15 protein-coding genes are annotated in these 16,859 nt (G+C 71.9%); 4 read left to right on the forward strand and 11 right to left on the reverse strand.

The annotated features are described in order from the left end of the window. Positions 1 to 50: 50 nt before the first annotated feature. The 7 genes from ACRAKI_RS29870 to allB all read right to left on the reverse strand — a co-directional run bounded on the left by ACRAKI_RS29870 (position 51) and on the right by allB (position 9,288). Entirely contained in the window at positions 51 to 593 is a 543-nt protein-coding gene (locus ACRAKI_RS29870; RefSeq protein WP_447003820.1) for an AAA family ATPase, read from the reverse strand. Positions 594 to 830: 237 nt separating this feature from the next. Next, positions 831 to 3,209: a [protein-PII] uridylyltransferase gene (locus ACRAKI_RS29875; protein ID WP_447003821.1), complete on the reverse strand. Its 2,379-nt coding sequence runs from the start codon at positions 3,207 to 3,209 to the stop codon at positions 831 to 833. A 30-nt stretch (positions 3,210 to 3,239) separates the two neighbouring features. Next, complete coding sequence (locus ACRAKI_RS29880) at positions 3,240 to 3,578, reverse strand: P-II family nitrogen regulator (protein ID WP_447003822.1); 339 nt, start codon at positions 3,576 to 3,578, stop codon at positions 3,240 to 3,242. Continuing rightward, the gene (locus tag ACRAKI_RS29885; protein WP_447003823.1) at positions 3,575 to 4,918 is read right to left on the reverse strand and encodes an ammonium transporter; all 1,344 of its coding nucleotides are present in this window, start codon (positions 4,916 to 4,918) and stop codon (positions 3,575 to 3,577) included. Before ACRAKI_RS29885 ends, ACRAKI_RS29880 begins: the two co-directional genes overlap by 4 nt. Positions 4,919 to 5,240: 322 nt before the next feature. Further along, positions 5,241 to 6,776, reverse strand: a complete 1,536-nt coding sequence (locus ACRAKI_RS29890) for an alpha/beta hydrolase (RefSeq protein WP_447003824.1) — start codon at positions 6,774 to 6,776, stop codon at positions 5,241 to 5,243. 137 nt (positions 6,777 to 6,913) lie between these two features. Next, positions 6,914 to 7,912: an allantoicase gene (gene alc / locus ACRAKI_RS29895; RefSeq protein WP_447003825.1), complete on the reverse strand. Its 999-nt coding sequence runs from the start codon at positions 7,910 to 7,912 to the stop codon at positions 6,914 to 6,916. A gap of 77 nt (positions 7,913 to 7,989) precedes the next feature. Beyond that, positions 7,990 to 9,288, reverse strand: a complete 1,299-nt coding sequence (gene allB, locus ACRAKI_RS29900) for an allantoinase AllB (RefSeq protein ID WP_447003826.1) — start codon at positions 9,286 to 9,288, stop codon at positions 7,990 to 7,992. A 230-nt stretch (positions 9,289 to 9,518) separates the two neighbouring features. Here allB and uraD point away from each other — a divergent pair, with 230 nt between their 5' ends. Genes uraD through pucL form a run of 3 tightly spaced genes read left to right on the forward strand, consistent with a single transcriptional unit; the run spans position 9,519 to position 11,179 of the window. Next, positions 9,519 to 10,004 carry a 2-oxo-4-hydroxy-4-carboxy-5-ureidoimidazoline decarboxylase gene (uraD, locus tag ACRAKI_RS29905; RefSeq protein WP_447003827.1) on the forward strand — a complete coding sequence of 162 codons (486 nt, stop codon included), beginning with the start codon at positions 9,519 to 9,521 and terminating at the stop codon, positions 10,002 to 10,004. Then, positions 10,001 to 10,297: a hydroxyisourate hydrolase gene (locus ACRAKI_RS29910; RefSeq protein WP_447003828.1), complete on the forward strand. Its 297-nt coding sequence runs from the start codon at positions 10,001 to 10,003 to the stop codon at positions 10,295 to 10,297. The genes uraD and ACRAKI_RS29910 overlap by 4 nt, the downstream gene beginning before the upstream one ends. A 3-nt stretch (positions 10,298 to 10,300) precedes the next feature. Beyond that, positions 10,301 to 11,179 (forward strand): factor-independent urate hydroxylase, encoded by an 879-nt coding sequence (pucL, locus tag ACRAKI_RS29915; protein ID WP_447003829.1) that lies wholly within the window; start codon positions 10,301 to 10,303, stop codon positions 11,177 to 11,179. Positions 11,180 to 11,197: 18 nt separating this feature from the next. On the opposite strand, the gene ACRAKI_RS29920 is transcribed toward pucL, so the two are convergent. The 3 genes from ACRAKI_RS29920 to aceB all read right to left on the reverse strand — a co-directional run bounded on the left by ACRAKI_RS29920 (position 11,198) and on the right by aceB (position 14,464). After that, complete coding sequence (locus tag ACRAKI_RS29920; protein WP_447003830.1) at positions 11,198 to 11,656, reverse strand: Imm1 family immunity protein; 459 nt, start codon at positions 11,654 to 11,656, stop codon at positions 11,198 to 11,200. A 77-nt stretch (positions 11,657 to 11,733) separates the two neighbouring features. Next, positions 11,734 to 12,930 (reverse strand): DUF6986 family protein, encoded by a 1,197-nt coding sequence (locus ACRAKI_RS29925; RefSeq protein ID WP_447003831.1) that lies wholly within the window; start codon positions 12,928 to 12,930, stop codon positions 11,734 to 11,736. Between the two features lies 1 nt (position 12,931). Continuing rightward, on the reverse strand, positions 12,932 to 14,464 hold the full coding sequence (gene aceB, locus ACRAKI_RS29930) for a malate synthase A (protein WP_447003832.1): 1,533 nt from the start codon (positions 14,462 to 14,464) through the stop codon (positions 12,932 to 12,934). 86 nt (positions 14,465 to 14,550) lie between these two features. Here aceB and ACRAKI_RS29935 point away from each other — a divergent pair, with 86 nt between their 5' ends. Continuing rightward, the gene (locus ACRAKI_RS29935) at positions 14,551 to 15,312 is read left to right on the forward strand and encodes an IclR family transcriptional regulator (RefSeq protein WP_447003833.1); all 762 of its coding nucleotides are present in this window, start codon (positions 14,551 to 14,553) and stop codon (positions 15,310 to 15,312) included. Here ACRAKI_RS29935 and ftsY read toward each other — a convergent pair. Continuing rightward, positions 15,309 to 16,757 (reverse strand): signal recognition particle-docking protein FtsY, encoded by a 1,449-nt coding sequence (ftsY, locus tag ACRAKI_RS29940; RefSeq protein ID WP_447003834.1) that lies wholly within the window; start codon positions 16,755 to 16,757, stop codon positions 15,309 to 15,311. The two genes, ACRAKI_RS29935 and ftsY, sit on opposite strands and share 4 nt — an antisense overlap. Positions 16,758 to 16,859 lie beyond the last annotated feature (102 nt).

Consider the following 16,859-nt stretch of genomic DNA (forward strand, 5'->3'; position numbering starts at 1 on the left):
GCCAGACCTCGCACGTCGTCAGTGGTTTCCTGGCTTCCCAGGGTAGCCGTTCACGCCGGGGTGACCGACAGCCGCAGGTGGTCCCGGCGGGTCAGCAGGGTGAGGCCCTGCCAGCCGCGCGGCGGTACACCGGCGGCGAAGCGGGGGCGCAGGCCGGCCGCGCGGCGGACGTGCCGGGTGAACGACCGGGAGCGGATCAGCCTGCCCCGCTTGACCTGGCCGGACAGCGCCTCCTCCGGGCTGGCGTCGAGCCACAGGAAGTGCCGTGGCCTGCCGGTGAGCAGGCCGACGACGACCAGTCCGGCGCGGGTGGTGGGGCGGGTGGACGGTTCGTGGACCAGCAGGAGGCCGGTCGCGGTGATCGCGAACCACAGGATTCGGGCACGGTGCACGAGGTGCACCAGCGGTCGGTAGAGGCGGTACGGGACGGACTTCGGGAAGAGGGCGCGCAGCCTGGTCCGCACCTGGTCGGAATCCAGCACGACGGCGGGCTCGCCACCCGTGTCGGCGGCGGCGAGCAGAGTCGATTTGCCCGCTCCCGGCAGTCCGGCCAGCACGATCAGCGAGCGCGGCCTCACGGCGACAGCGGTCATCGCATCCATACTAAAGAGACGTTCCGGGCGATCACGAGTTCCGAGGTGTGGTCGGGGTCGGCCCAACCCCTCGATGGGCCGCCCCCGACCACTCGCCGGCGACACTCCCCCGCCCCGCCCCCCGGTCCGGGCGGACCCCCGTGCCACGACAGGAAGTCTGCCGGGGCACGGGGTCCGGCGGCAGCGTGAGCACCCGTGGTCGGTTGTGCGTAGAGCTACGCAACCTCCCCGGGGGCTTCACCCCGCGGCGTGCAGAACCGCCCGTTCGACCTTGCGCCGCCGGTCGGCGTCCATGCCCTCCACCCCGCCCGGCACGGTGATCGCGAACGAGTCCACGACCGTGGAGCCCAATGTGGACACCCGCGCCCACACGATGTCCACACCGGACTGCTCCAACGCGTCCGCGACCCGGTGCAGCAGGCCGATCCGGTCGGCCGCGCGCAGTTCCAGCACCACCGCGCCGGACGACTCGTCGTCGAACCAGAGCACCTTCGGCGGCGGCGGGTCCGCGGGCGGGCCGCCGTAGTCGCGTTCCTTCGCGGCGAGCTTGTCGGCCAGCGCGAAGGTGCCGTCCACGGCCCTGGTGAGCTGTTCGCGCAACAGGGACACGTCCGGCAGGGAGCCGAACCTGGGCGACACCGTGAACACGTCGACCGCCGCCGCCCCGAGGGAGGGATCACCGTGCGAGCGGAGGGTCGCGGCGTGCACTTCCAGGGAGTTGAGCGCCAGCACGCCGGCGGCCCGGGAGAGCAGGCCCGGACGGTCGGGCGCGACGACCGTGACCGTGGCCGCGTGGTCGGCCGGGTCGATCAGCACGTCCGGCCGGCCGCTGGCCAGCACGGCCTCCGCGAGGTCCTGCTGGCGTTGCTCCAGCGGCTCCGGCTTGGGCAGCGGGTCGCCCGCCATCGCCGTCCGGCAGCGCGCCACCAGGTCGCTGATCAGCGACGCCTTCCAGTCCGACCAGACGCCGGGGCCTGTCGCCACGGCGTCCGCCTCGGCCAGCGCGTAGAGCAGTTCCAGCAGCACCGGGTCGCCGCCGAGGGTGTCCACCACGCGGCGCACGGTGGCCTCGTCCTCCACGTCGCGGCGGGTCGCCGTGTGCGGCAGCAGGAGGTGGTGGCGCACCAGGGCGGTGAGCGTGGCGACGTCCTGCGGCCACAGGCCGAGCCGTTCGGCGATCTGGGTGGTGATCGCGGCGCCGACCTCGGAGTGGTCGGCCTGCCTGCCCTTGCCGATGTCGTGCACCAGCGTGCCGAGCAGCAGCAGGTCCGGCCGCGACACCCTGGTCACCAGGCGTGCCGCGTGCGCGGTGGCCTGCACCAGGTGGCGGTCCACGGTCCACGTGTGCGCGGCGTCACGGGGCGGCAGGTCCCGCACCGCGCCCCACTCGGGGAAGAGCCTGCCCCACAGACCGGTGCGGTCCAGCGCCTCGACCACGTCGATCAGGCCCGTGCCGCTGCCCAGCAGGGCCAGCAGCTCCTCCCGCGCCTCCCTGGGCCACGGCTGGCGCAGCTCGGGGGCGGAGTCGGCGAGCTTGGCCAACGTGCCCGCGGCGATCGGGTGCTTGCTGCGGGCGGCGGCCGTGGCGACGCGGAGCAGCAGCGCCGGGTCCCGGTTCGGCATGGCGTCACGTGCCAACGCCACCTCGGAGCCGTGCAGCACCACGCCTTCGTCCAGCGGACGCCTCGCCGGTGCGCGCCTGAGCGGGGAACGGGCGAACACACCCAGTCCACGCTTGGGAACGGCAGCGCGCGCTGTGCGCATCGCCACGTCCACCGCGTACACGATCGTCCGGGCCGCCGATGACATCGCGCGGGCCAGCGTGAAGCGGTCCTGGAGGCCCAACGCGGTGGCCACCTCGTCGCCGTCCTGGGCGCGGAGCACGTCCCGCGGCTTCCCGGCCACCCGGCGCAGTTCGGTGCGCACGTCGAGCAGCAGCTTGCGGGCGTCGTTGACCTCCGCGGACGGCCGGTCGGTCAGCTGCGCCGCGCTCAACGCGTCCAGCAGCGTGACGTCGCGAAGCCCGCCCCGGCCGTGCTTCAGGTCCGGCTCCACGCGGTGCGCGATCTCCCCGCTGCGCGCCCACCGCCGCGACGCCGACTCGGCCATCTCGTCCAGCCGCGTGCGCACCCCCGAGCGCCACGCCTGGCGCGAGCTGTCCGCCAGCCGTTGGCTGATCACCTGGTCGCCCGCGATGTGGCGGATGTCCAGCAGCCCCAACGCGGTGCGCAGGTCACCGGAGGCGACGCGCAGCGCCTCGCCGACCGTGCGCACCGAGTGGTCCAGGCCGATGCCGGAGTTCCACAGCGGGTACCAGAGCTTCTCGGCGACCTGGTCCACGCCCTTGTGCCCGTTGTGCACCAGGAGCAGGTCCAGATCGGAGTAGGGCACCAGCTCCCGCCTGCCCAGACCCCCCACGGCGACCAGCGCGACGCCACCGCCCGGTCCACCGACGCCCGCTTGCGCGGCGTGCGCGGTGAGCCAGAACTCGTGCAGGTCCACCAGCGCCTCGCGCAGCGACTCCCCCGTCAAACGGCGCCGACCTGGCGCGAGCAGCCGATCGCGTGCTCGCACCAGGTCGTCAGCCGTGACGACGGCCGTCTCGGCGTTCTCCATACGGCCGTCCCCCGTCCCTACTCCGGAGCCCTATAGGGCATCCGAGCCGCGCTCCCCGGTCCGGACCCGGATGACGGTGTCGACCTGGGTGACCCAGACCTTCCCGTCGCCGATCTTCCCGGTGCGGGCGGCTTCCACGACGGCGTCGAGGGTCTTCTCCACGGCGGCGTCGTCCACCAGCACCTCGATCCGCAGCTTCGGCACGAAGTCGACGGCGTACTCGGCGCCGCGGTAGACCTCGGTGTGGCCCTTCTGCCTGCCGTAGCCCTGCACCTCGCTGACGGTCATGCCCAGCACACCCAGCTGCTCCAGGGATGCCTTCACGTCGTCGAGGGTGAACGGCTTGATGATCGCGGTGACCAGCTTCATGACTTGGTGCTCCCCTCAAGGACCGCAGTGGCGCCGGCGGCGACACTGGGCTTGCTGCCGGCACGGGTGCCGAGGCCGCTGCCGAACTCGTACGCGGTCTCCGCGTGCTCGGCCTCGTCGATGCCGCCCACCTCGGACTCCTCGTCGACGCGGAAGCCGACGGTGAGCTTGACCAGGTAACCCAGGATCAGGCTGAGCACGAACGAGTACGCGAGCACGGCGAGCGCGCCCACGGCCTGCCGCCACAGCTGGTCCACGCCGCCACCGTAGAAGAGGCCGTTGATGCCCGCCGGGGCGTCGGCGCTGGCGAAGAAGCCGATCAGGATGGTGCCGGAGAGGCCGCCGACCAGGTGCACGCCGACCACGTCGAGCGAGTCGTCGAAGCCGAAGCGGTACTTGAGGCTGACCGCCAGGGCGCACAGGGCGCCGGTGATCGCGCCGATCGCGATGGCGCCGAGCGGGGTGACCGAGGAGCAGGCCGGGGTGATGGCGACCAGACCCGCGACGACGCCGGACGCGGCACCGAGCGTGGTGGCGTTGCCGTCGCGGATGCGCTCCACGACCAGCCAGCCGAGCATCGCGGCGCAGGTGGCGACCAGGGTGTTGACGAACGTGACGCCGGCGATGCCGTTCGCGCCGAGCGCGGAGCCCGCGTTGAAGCCGAACCAGCCGAACCACAGCAGACCGGCGCCGAGCACGACCAGCGGCAGGCTGTGCGGCTTCATCCGGTCCTTCGGCCAGCCGACGCGCTTGCCGAGGACGAGCGCCAGGGCGAGGCCCGCCGCACCGGCGTTGATGTGGACCGCGGTGCCGCCGGCGAAGTCGATCGCGAGCAGGTCGTTGGCGATCCAGCCGCCCGGGTCGACGACGTTGCCGTCGGCGTCCTTGCCGTCGAAGTCGAACACCCAGTGCGCGACCGGGAAGTACACCAGCACCGCCCACAGGCCGGCGAACAGCAGCCAGGGCCCGAAGCGGGCGCGGTCGGCGATCGCGCCGGAGATCAGCGCCACCGTGATGATCGCGAACATCGCCTGGAAGGCGACGAAAACGGTGGTCGGGATCGTCCCGGCGAGCGAGTCCGCGCCCAGCAGGCCGTCCAGGCCGAAGAACTCGAACGGCTTGCCCAGCAGGCCCGCGCCGACGTCACCGCCGAAGGCCATGGAATAGCCGACCAGCACCCAGAGCACACCGACCACGGCGATTGCGCCCAGGCTCATCATCATCATGTTGAGCACACTCTTCGACCGGACCATGCCCCCGTAGAAGAAGGCAAGTCCCGGCGTCATCAACAGCACCAGTGCGGCACTGATGAGCACCCAGGCGGTGTCCCCTGTATCCACGTCGACCTCCACTGCACGTCGGTTGCAGGGAGCATCGGGATGTCCTGTTTCACGCGGTTGCGCACGAGGTTTCGCGCGCGTGAACTGTCCGGCTCCCGGTGTTACGGCCAGGTTTCGCACGCTTGAAGCAAGTGCTTCCGCCTGCGACCAGCCCCCGTGACCGTGGAATTTCCGGTGACGGAACGTGGGAGGGAACCCGCCTTTGCGGTGGTTCGCGTGAGCGCGCGGGGCGCCCTTGCGACGGTGGGTCACCGTGCCCGCCGGAGCGACGGAGGCCGCCTGCACCGGGTGGTGGAGGCGGCCTCGGCTCGTCGGGTTCCCGCTACTCGAGCCAACCCGGGATGGCCGGGGTCGGACCGGGCGGCGCCGACTCCGCGTCCAGGGACGCGATCGACTGCGTCGGCGGCTCGACCGCGGCGCACCGCGCGCCCGGGCGCGGCGTCTTGAGGTTGATCAGGTAGTCGTCCGTGGCGTCGACCGTGCACTCGCTGCGGCGGTAGACGCCGTGGCCCCAGCCCTCGTAGGTCAGCAGGACCGTGGTGTCACGGCTCTGCCGGTGCGCGTTGACGGCCCACTCGTACCCGGTGGCCGGGTCGTAGAGGGCGTTCGTCATCAGGATCTTCGGCGCGTCCTTGATCTTGAGCCGGTGCTGCGGGTTGTTCACCTTCTCCGGCAGGCCGACGCAGCCCGCGATGGCGCTGTGGCCGAGCGACGAGCCGCGCATGTGCGGCGCGACCTGGTTCGCCCGGTCCACCAGGGCGGAGAACTCGCGGTAGTCCTTGACCCGGATGGCCCAGTCCTGGCAGAACACCGCCGGGAACGGGTTGTTCGCCGTCTCCACCTGCGCGGTGAAGGCGGACGGTGTCGCCGGTCCCGCGTCCAGGGCGGCCAGCAACTCGGCCAGTTGCGCCCACCGGGGACCGTAGAACGCACCGAACGCGGTGCGGATGATGGCCTCGGCGGGCACCTCGTAGTCGGGGTTCGCGGGGTCGACGATCTCGCCGCGGTCGGCGCGCTCGAGCAGGTTGTCCCAGAACTTCGCCACCTCCCGGCCGTGCAGGGCGCACGACTCGGTGCGGTCGCACCACTTCACGAACTCCTCGAACGAGGACTCGGCGGTCGCGGCCTCGGTCTCGTTGAACCGCCACGTGCCCAGGCTGTGGTCCATGTTCGAGTCGATCACCATGGCGCGGATGTCGCGGCCGTACCGCTCGGCGTACTGCTGGCCGATCAGCGTGCCGTACGAGACGCCGAAGTAGTTGATCTTCCGCTCGCCGAGCGCCCGGCGCAGCGCGTCGATGTCCTGGACCACCGCGCCGGTGTCGGCGTGGTCGTAGATCGGGCCGCTGTTCTCGCGGCAGTCGGCGGCCAGCTCGCGGTTGTAGGCGGCGAGCGCCTCGAACTCCTGCTGGTTCTCCGGGTAGAGCGACGGCTGCTTCATCAGGACTTCGAGCGAGCACTGCACCGGTTGGCTGCGGGCGACACCGCGCGGGTCGAACCCGATGATGTCGAAGCGCTCCTGGACCTCCGGGCTGAAGTAGCCGTCCGCCTCCAAGGCGAAGTCGACGCCCGAGCCGCCCGGACCACCGGGGTTGATGACCATGACGCCGACGCGCTTGGCCGGGTCGGTGGCCTTGCGACGGGCCACCGCGAGGTCGAACATCTCACCGCGCGGGTTCGCCCAGTCGACGGGCAGGCTCAGCGTGCCGCACTCCACCTCGGCCAGTTCGGGGCACGGCTGCCAGTCGATCCCCGGCGTGCCTCGCGGATCGGTTTCGGCCGTGGCGAAGGATGTCGTCCCCGTGACGAGCGCGAGGGCGGTGGCCACACCGCCGAGCGCCCGGATGATCGGTCGCACAGGTTCCTCCCTAGTTCCTGTTCACCCAATCGGGTGTTCGCAGGCTTCCAGGGCGGCTGAACACGCCACAACCAACTGAAGTCTTAGCCGTGATCAACCCATGGGCTGACACTCTTTCGTGTACTCGCTCGGTTAGCTCACGAGGATTCCCGGTAGCGCCGGGCGATCTCGCTGAGGCCGTCCGGGGTCAAGCCGCCGAACAGCCGCAGTCGCGCCATCCCGCCGTCCGGGTAGATGTCGAGCCGCGCGTGGGTCGCCTCGGCGTCCTGGTCGACCCGGAACCGGTGGCGGGTGTCCGGCTGGAGGCGCGTGCGGGGCAGCACGTCGAACTCGGCGCCGGTGCGCGCGTTCCTGGCCCGGATCGACGCCCAGCCGGGCGCGTTGCCCTTGAAGTGGCTGGTGTCGAGTTCGGCGAGCCGGATGACGCCCGGCCCGGCCAGTTCCACCTCGACCCAGTCGTTCGCGTCGTCACGCCGGCGCGCGGTCTCCCAGCCCTCGCCCATGACGGTGGCCTGGCCGGGCGCGATCAGGTTCGCGGGCGAGCCGTAGAACATGTCGCTGCACCCGATGACGGACGCGCCGTTCTCCAGCGCGGCGAGGTCCAGCGCGTCGGGGACGATCAGGTCCGGGTCGACCACCGGCTTGCCGAACACGCGCAGCCGCGCCACGCCGCCGTCCGGGTAGATGGTCAGCCGGACGTGCGTGTAGCGGCGTTCCGCGGACACCTCGAAGTAGTGCTTCCGGTCGCCCGCGAGCGGCGACTTGGGGACCACGGTCTCCCAGTCGGTCAGCTCGTCGGGGCTCGGGTAGCCCTTGGCGGCGGTCGCCTCGACCGACGCGAACGGCGGGTAGTTGCCCTTGAAGAACGCGGTGTCGACCACGACGCCCCGGATCACGCCCGGCAGGCCGAGTCGGACGATCGCCCGGTCCTCGCCCCGCTCACGCCGGCGGCGCGTCTCCCACCCGTCGTAGACCTGGCCCTTGTGCCCGAAGGTGTAGGTCCGGTACTCCGGCTCGGGCTTGCGGATCAGGTTCTCGCGTTCGGCGAACAACTCGTCGTTGGCCCACGCCACGCTGCCGCCCACGGCGCGGCAGGCCAGGTCGGGGAGTCGGGTCCAGTCGGGCGCTTCGCTCATGCGGCTCCTTCGGATCTTCATTCGGTTGCTCACGCGAGTGCTCATGCGGAGCCTCGTCCAAACTCTCGTTCAGGCCCTCAGCCGAGCCCAGGGCGGGTCAGCAACCGCCCGCGCGGCCGGTCGTCGACCGGTCGCCCGCGCAACCAGGTCTGCCGCACGACGCCCGCCAGCGGACGGCCGTGGTACGGCGTGACGGGGTTGCGGTGGCGCAACTCGGCGCGGTCCACCACGAACGCGTCGTCCGGCGCGAACACGCAGAAATCGGCGTCCGCGCCCGGCGCGATGCGGCCCTTGGTGCTCAGCCCGACGAGGTCGGCCGGGGCGGTGGCCATCCACCGGACCACGTCGGTCAGCGCGTGGCCGCGTTGCCTGGCCTGGGTCCACACGGCGGGCAGGCCCAGCTGCAGGCTCGCGATGCCGCCCCACGCGGTGGCGAAGTCGCCCTCCTTCAGGTCGGGCGTGCACGGCGAGTGGTCCGTGACGACGAGGTCGATCACGTTGTCCCGCAAGGCTCCCCAGAGCTGCTCGCGGTTGGCCGCGTCGCGGATCGGCGGGCAGCACTTGAACTCGGTCGCCGACTCGCCGATCTCCTCCGCGACGAACGTCAGGTAGTGCGGGCACGTCTCGGTGGTCAGCCGCAGCCCGCGCTCCTTCGCGTCCCGGACCCGGCGCACGGCCTCACCGCTGGACAGGTGCAGCACGTGCAGCCTGGCGCCGGTCTCCTCCGCGAGGCCCACGACGGTGGCGACGGCGTGCGACTCGGCCCGGTGCGGCCGGGAGTCCAGGAACGCCCGGTAGCCGGGGCCCGACTCGGTGACCTCGTGCGGGTCCTCCGCGTGCACGATCGTGAGCGCGTCCCGCGACCGCAGCGTCGCCAGGGCTGCCCGCAACTGGTCCTCGGTGACGTGCGGGAACTCGTCCACGCCCGAGTGGATCAGGAAGCACTTGAAGCCGAACACGCCCGCGTCGTGCAGGTCCGCGAGGTCGTCCAGGTTGGCCGGCACGATGCCGCCCCAGAACCCGACGTCCACGTGCGCCCGGTCGCGGGCCGACTCCCGCTTGGCCTTCAGGGCGGCGACGGTGGTCGTCGGCGGGAGGCTGTTGAGCGGCATGTCGACGATCGTCGTGACGCCGCCGGCCGCCGCCGCCCTCGTGGCCGTGCCGAAGCCCTCCCAGTCGCTGCGGCCCGGGTCGTTCACGTGGACGTGCGTGTCGACCAGGCCGGGGAGGAGGACTTCGTCGGCGGCGAGCTCGACCACGGTGCCGCCGTCCAGGTGGTCGGCGACCGCCACGATCCGGCCGTTCTCGACGCCGACGTCGGCACGGCGTTCACCGTCGGGGGTGACCACTCGGGCCGCGCGGAGCACCAGGTCCATGGGCCTCACTCTGGCACCCGGCCGACCGTGAAGCGACCGGCCGGACGTCGGGGATTCGGTTCGCGGCCCGGCCGGTGCGGTCGGCTCCGCCCCGTGCTGCCCGAGCCCTGTCCGAGGCTGTCCCGGCGCGTTCCCGGCGGCGGCGCGAGACTGGTTGACACGCTCGGAGGGCGCTCGTACCGTCCCTCTTTGCGGAAACGGGATTCCGCGATACAGAAAAGGAAGCCTTGGTGCCCGATCTGCAAGGGTTCGACTCCGCGCCTCCGGACCAGCTCCGCCCCCTGCTCACCGACTGCCTCGCGGTGCCGCGCTGGGTCGACGCGCTGCTGGCCGGCCGGCCCTACGCCGACGTGGACGCGTTGCTCGCCGCGTCCGACCGGTTCGCCGACCTGACCGACAGCGAGGTGCGCGCCGCCATCTCGGGCCACCCGCGCATCGGCGAGAAGTCCCGGACCGGCGGCGTCTCGGCGAAGTGGTCTGCCGACGAGCAGTCCGGCGTCACGGCGCCGCTCGCGGACCGCCTGCTGGCCGCCAACGCCGCGTACGAGGACCGTTTCGGGCACATCTACCTGGTCTGCGCGACCGGGTTGACCGGCGAGCAGGTGCTGGCCGACCTCGCGGCCCGGATGGACAACCCACCGGACGTCGAGCTGCGCGTGGTGAACCGGGAACTCGCGAAGATCGCGGCGCTGCGGCTGCGGAAGGTGCTGGCATGACGACCCTGTCCACGCACGTGCTCGACGCCGAGGCCGGTCGCCCCAAGGCGGGCGTGCCGGTGCGGCTGGAGCGCGACGGCGCGGTGATGGCCGAAGGCTCGACCGACGACGACGGCCGGCTGCGGTTCGGCGCGGACCTGTCCCCCGGCGTGCACCGGCTGGTGTTCGAGGTGGACACGCCGTTCTACCCGGAGATCACCATCGCGTTCCGGGTCGCCGACGACGGGCCGGGGCACCTCCACGTGCCCATCCTGTTGAGCCCGTTCGCGTTCACGACCTACCGAGGGAGCTGACCGATGGCCATCGTCCTGGGGCCCAACCAGTACGGGAAAGCGGAGAACCGGCTCGTCACGGTGGCCCGCGACGGCGCCGTGCACACGATCAAGGACCTCACCGTCAGCACCTCCCTGCGCGGCGACCTGGCCGACACCCACCTGACCGGCGACAACGCCAAGGTGCTGGCCACCGACACGCAGAAGAACACCGTCTACGCCTTCGCCAAGGAGTCCCCGGTCGGCGAGATCGAGGACTTCGCGCTGCGGCTCGGGCGGCACTTCGTCTCGTCCCAGGAGTCGATCACGGGCGCACGGGTGCTGATCGACGAGCACGCGTGGGAGCGGATCGAGGGCAACGACCACTCGTTCGTGCAAGGCACCAACGAGAAGCGGACGACCGCCGTGACCGTCGAGGGCGACCGCGCCTGGGTCGTGTCGGGGGTGCGGGACATGGTGGTGCTCAAGTCGACCGGGTCGGAGTTCCACGGGTTCCCCCGGGACGGGTACACGACGTTGGAGGAGGCGTACGACCGCATCCTGGCCACGTCGGTGACGGCGCGCTGGCGCTACCGGGGCGAGGGCATCGACTGGGCTCGCAGCTTCGCGGAGGTCCGGCGGCTGCTGCTGGCCACGTTCGCGGCGAAGCACAGCCTGTCGTTGCAGCAGACCCTGTACGCGATGGGCGAGGCGGTGCTGCTGGAGCGGCCCGAGGTGGCCGAAGTCCGGCTGTCGATGCCCAACAAGCACCACTTCGCGGTGGACCTGTCCGCGTTCGGGTTGGAGAACGACAACGAGGTGTTCTACGCGGCCGACCGGCCGTACGGGCTCATCGAGGGGGCCGTGCTGCGCGACGACGCCGAGGACGCCGGGTCGGCCTGGCACACGCTGCCCGCGTTCTGACCGCTCCGGTCGTCCTGCTCAGTCCTTGTGCAGGGCCATCCGCTGCAACCGCCAGGAGTGGAACAGGTCGGCCTCCTCGTACCAGTCGACCACGGTCGGCCGGGTGGTCGTGACCATGAACTCCATCAGCAGCGCCCGGTACGTCGTCAGCGGCACGCCCACGCCCGGTGGGAAGTCCGTGTACGCCTCGTCCACGTACGGCGCGGCCGGGTCGCCCTTCGGCCAGCCGTTGAACTGGTTGTCCACGTAGTTGATGTACCCCCACCGACCCCGCACGGCGAGCACCAGGTTGTGGTCGCTCTCGCCCTCCTCGTCCACCGGGCGGCCGAAGTGCTCCAGCATGCCGTCGTTGCACTCGGGCCGCGCCAGCGCGTCGATGAGCACGTCGACGTCCGCCGCGCACGCCACCACCTGGTAGCGGAACTCCGCCCGCTCCAAGTCCGGCAGCCCGGTCCACAACCCGGCCCGCATGGTCATGCCAACACCCTGACCGGTGCCGCGCGGATCGGCCTTTCGCCGGTTCCATAATCACCCGATCCGGTCACGCCCTCCGGTCACGCCCTGCGGGCCAGCGCCTCGAGATCGGGCACGGTGAGTCCGGTGGCACGGCGGATGTCGTCCTCGTCGAGGGCGCCGCAGTCCAGGGCGCGGATGAACGAGGTCGACAGGGCCTGCGCGGTCGCGGGCTCGTCGAGGATCGCGCCGCCGGCGTGCTCCACGTACGCCTTGAGCCGGCGGGCGTCCGCCTCCACGCCTTCGAGGTAGAACGCGTGCACGGCCGCGTACCTCGTCACGAGTTGCGCCGGGTGCAGGTCCCAGCCCTGGTAGAAGCCGTGCGCCAGCGACCGCCGGACCAGCCGGTAGTGCGTGCGCCAGCCCTCGTGGACGTTGTCGCCCACCGGCAGCACGTTGGTCGAGCCGTCGGACAGCGCTATGCCGGTGCCCGCCGCGGACACCTGCATGACGTTGCGGGCGAAGTCGCACGCGCCGTGCGCCAGGTGCTGGTGCGCCGCGCCGAGACCGCAGCCCGCCGTGTAGTCGTACGTGCCGAAGTGCAGGCCGCTGACGCGCCCGCGACCGGCTTCGACGAACGTCGGGATGGCCAGCCGGCCCTGCGGGTCCACGATCGACTGGGTCGTCTCGACCTGGATCTCGAACCGCAGCGGCAGCCCGAACAGGTCGAGGACGTCGCCGAAGACCTCCACCTGCGCCACCGACGTGACCTTCGGGAACGTGATCACGAAGCTCTCGGGCGCCTCGCCCAGCGCGGTGAGGAACACGTCCAGCGTCCGGATGCCGCGTTCGCGCAACGCCCTCGTGTCGAACGACTTCATCCGCAGCCCGAACCGGAGCGGGGCCACGCCGTCCCGCAGCCAGTCGCGCACCACGAGCGCGGTGCGTTCGGCGTCCGCGTCCTCCTCGGCGTCGGAGCGGACGCCGTAGCCGTCCTCGAAGTCGATCCGCAGGTCTTCCACCGGCTCGGCGGCCAGCTTCGCCCGCACCCTGGCGTCGACGACCTCCGCCGACCCCGGTGCCAGGTCGAGCACCTCCGCGAGGCCGTCCGGCGCGTGGCCGTCCAACGCCGCAAGCGCTTGCGCACCCCAGTCACCAGGCGTGGACGGGGTCACCCGGTCGGCCGGGACGTAGCAGGTGTGCACCGGCTGCCGGCCCGTCGGCGCACGCGGTTCCACATCGGACAGCCGTGCGGTGACCGCCCGCACGGCGTCCGCCGACAACGACGTGCGCGGCACGTCAGCCGATCCGTTCGTAGGCGGGGAGGGTCAGGAAGTCCACGAACTCGTCGGCCAGCGCCACCTGCTCGAACAGCTCCACGGCCAGGTCCAGGTGGTCGCCTTCGAGCTCGGCGCGGACCTGTGCCAGGACTTCCCGCACGAGGTCGGCGGTGACCCGCGTGCCGTCGTCCAGCACCACGTCGTTGTGCACCCACTGCCACAGCTGGGAGCGGGAGATCTCGGCGGTGGCGGCGTCCTCCATCAGGTTGTGGATGGCCGCCGCGCCGTTGCCACCGAGCCACGACACCAGGTACCGCACGCCGACGTCCACAGCGGACTCCACGCCGGCGCGGGTCGCCCCGCCGCCGGTGGACTTGAAGTCCAGCAGGTGCTCGGCGGTCACGGACACCTCCGGCCGCAGCACGTCGAGCTGGTTGGGCCGGTCGCCGAGCTTCGCGTCGAAGATCTCCCGGCACACCGGCACGAGGTCCGGGTGCGCCACCCACGAGCCGTCGAAGCCGTCGCCCGCCTCGCGGTTCTTGTCGTCACGCACCTTCGCCAGCGCCGCGCGGGTGACCTCCGGGTCGCGCCGGTTCGGGATGAACGCCGCCATCCCGCCCATCGCGAACGCCCCGCGCTTGTGGCAGGTGTGGACCAGCAGCTCGGTGTAGGCGCGCATGAACGGCGCGGTCATCGTGATGCTGTTGCGGTCCGGCAGGACGAAGTCCGGGCCGGCGTCGCGGAAGTACTTGATGACGCTGAACAGGTAGTCCCAGCGGCCCGCGTTCAGACCGGACGCGTGGTCGCGCAGCTCGTGGAGGATCTCCTCCATCTCGAACGCGGCCGGGATCGTCTCGATCAGCACGGTGGCGCGGATCGTGCCGTGGGGAACGCCGAGCCGTTGCTGCGCGGCGGTGAACACGTCGTTCCACAGCCGGGCTTCGAGGTGGCTCTCCATCTTCGGCAGGTAGTAGTACGGCCGGCCGAGTCGGGCGTTGTGGAAGAAGTGCAGGCCGAAGTCGACCAGCGCGCCCACGGCGGGCCGGCCGTCGACCTCGACGTGCCGCTCGGGCAGGTGCCAGCCGCGTGGCCGGACCACGATCGTCGGCCGGGGCACGTCGTCGCGCAGCGTGTAGCGCTTGCCCTCGGGGGAGGTGAAGTCGACCGTGCCGCGGGCCGCGTCGTAGAGGTTGACCTGGCCGGAGACGACGTTGTGCCAGTGCGGGGTGTTGGCGTCCTCCAGGTCGGCCAGCCAGACCTTCGCGCCGGAGTTGAGCGCGTTGACGGTCATCTTCCGCTCGGTCGGGCCGGTGATCTCCACCCGCCGGTCGCGCAGCGGCTCGGGGGCTTCGGCGACCCGCCAGTCACCCTCGCGGACGGCCCGCGTCTCGGGCAGGAACCCGAGCGGGCGGCGTTCGGCGCGGCGGGCGATCAGCTCGTCCCGGGTGGCGGCGAAGTCGCGGTGCAGTCCGGCGACGAACTCCAGCGCGTCCGGCGTGAGGATGTCGTCCCCGCGCTCCACCTCGCCTCCGAGGACGCGAACACCGGACATGGGAGCCCCCCTCGATTCCGAGTCGGTTTCTACTTCGCGGACTATAGTTTTCGCAACGCGGAACGGCAACGAAGGAGTGATCTCCGGTGGCACGAGCGTCCACGGGTGGCGTCCAGTCGCTGCAGCGAGCCTTCGGCCTGCTGGAACGCCTGGCCGACGCGGGTGGCGAGGCGAGCCTGTCCGAGCTCGCCGCCACTTCCGGCCTGCCGCTGCCGACCATCCACCGGCTCATCCGCACCCTCGTCACGCTGGGGTACGTGCGGCAGAACAGCAACCGGCGGTACACGCTCGGGTCGCGGCTGATCCGGCTGGGCGAGAGCGCGTCGCGGCAGTTCGGCACGTGGGCGCGGCCGTTCCTGGCGCAGCTGGTGGACCAGGTCGGGGAGACGGCGAACCTGGCCGTGCTCGACGGTGACGAGGTGGTCTACGTGGCGCAGGTGCCGTCACGGCACTCGATGCGGATGTTCACCGAGGTCGGGCGTCGGCTGCTGCCGCACGGCACGGGCGTGGGCAAGGCGATGCTGGCCCAGCTGCCGCGTGACGAGGTGCGCGCGCTGCTCGCCCGCACCGGCCTGCCCGCGTGCACGCCGAACACCATCACCGACGTGGACCGGCTCCTGGCCTCACTGGACCGGATCGCCGCCCAGGGCTACGCGCTGGACGAGAGCGAGCAGGAGCTGGGCGTGCGCTGCATCGCAGTCCCCCTGCGCGGCGCGCCGACCCTCGCCGCCGTCTCGGTCTCCGGCCCCGACAGCCGCCTGACCAAGGAGTCCGTGGCCCGGATCGTCCCCGAGCTCCAGGCCGTCGCCCAGCGCCTCTCCGACCGGTCCACCCACCCCACCGCCTAGTTGAGGAGGGCGTCCACGAAGGCGGCGGGCTCGAAGGGGGCCAGGTGGTCGGCGCCTTCGCCCAGGCCGACGAGCTTGACCGGGACGCCCAGCTCGCGCTGCACCTGGAACACGATGCCGCCCTTGGCCGTGCCGTCCAGCTTGGTCAGCACGATGCCGGTCACGTTCACGGCCTCCGCGAACACCCGCGCCTGGGTCATGCCGTTCTGACCGGTGGTGGCGTCCAGGACGAGCAGCACCTCGTCCACGGCCGCCTGCTTCTCCACCACCCGCTTGACCTTGCCCAGCTCGTCCATCAGACCGGTCTTGGTGTGCAACCGGCCGGCCGTGTCGATCAGCACGGTGTCCACGGACGCCTCGACGCCCCGCTTCACCGCCTCGAACGCCACCGAAGCCGGGTCCGCACCCTCAGCGCCCCGCACGGTCGCCGCGCCCACGCGCGAGCCCCACGTCTCCAGCTGGTCGGCGGCGGCGGCGCGGAAGGTGTCCGCCGCGCCCAGCAGCACGGTGCGGCCGTCGGCCACCAGCACGCGGGCCAGCTTGCCGGTGGTGGTGGTCTTGCCGACGCCGTTCACGCCGACGACCAGCACCACGGCGGGCTTGACGCCGGAGCCGTCCACCGCGTGCGGCAGGGCGTTCACCGCGCGGCTCATCTCGGGGTGCAGGGCATCGACCAGCACGTCCCGCAGCAAGGCGCGGGCGTCGTCGGACGTGCGGACACCGCGCGCCACGATCTGCTCCCGCAGCGCCGTGACGATCTGGTCCGTGATCGCCGCGCCCAGGTCCGCCATCAGCAGCGTGTCCTCGACGTCGGTCCACGAGTCCTCGTCCAGGTCACCCGCGCCCAACAGCCCGAGCAGGCCCTGGCCGAACGCCGAGCGCGACCGCGACAGCCGACCGCGCAGGCGCTCCAGCCGGCCGGACGTCGGCTCGATCTCCTCGATCTCGGACGACTCTTCGGGCAGGTCGACCTCGACGAAGCCGCGCTTCACCGAGTCGCGCGGCACGGCCGCGTCGTCGCCGACGCCCGGCTGGCCGTCGACCTCCGTGCGGTCGGCCACCGGGTGCCGGACGGGCTCGATCACGTCGGCGGGCGTGGCGCCCCCGGCGGCCGGCTCGGCGGCAGGCTCCGCAGCGGGCTCCGCGACAGGCGCGGCGCGCTCGGCGGGAGCGACAGGTGTGGCAGGCGCGGCAGGGGCCGAGGGAGCGCGCTCGACCGGTTCGGCGACGGGTCCGGCGGGCTCACCGGGTCTGGCCACCGGCGGCGCGGGCGCGTTGAACGTGATCGCACCACCGGCCTGGTAGCGGCCCTTGGTCGGCTGCTCCGGCTCGCGCTCGGTGAGGCTGATCCGCCGGCGTCGCGCCAGCACGACGCCCGTCACGAGGGCGACCGCGAGCAGTACCGCGACGACGACGATGATCCAGATCAGGGTCGTGGTGGACACGGCGCAATCCTCGCACGTCACCGCATGTTGGCGATCAACGAACCAGGTTGATTTCCGGCAACTTTCCCACCAAGCCTCTTGCGTCAGCGGTCCGTGTGGAAT

The sequence above is a fragment of the Saccharothrix isguenensis genome, from assembly GCF_052936305.1.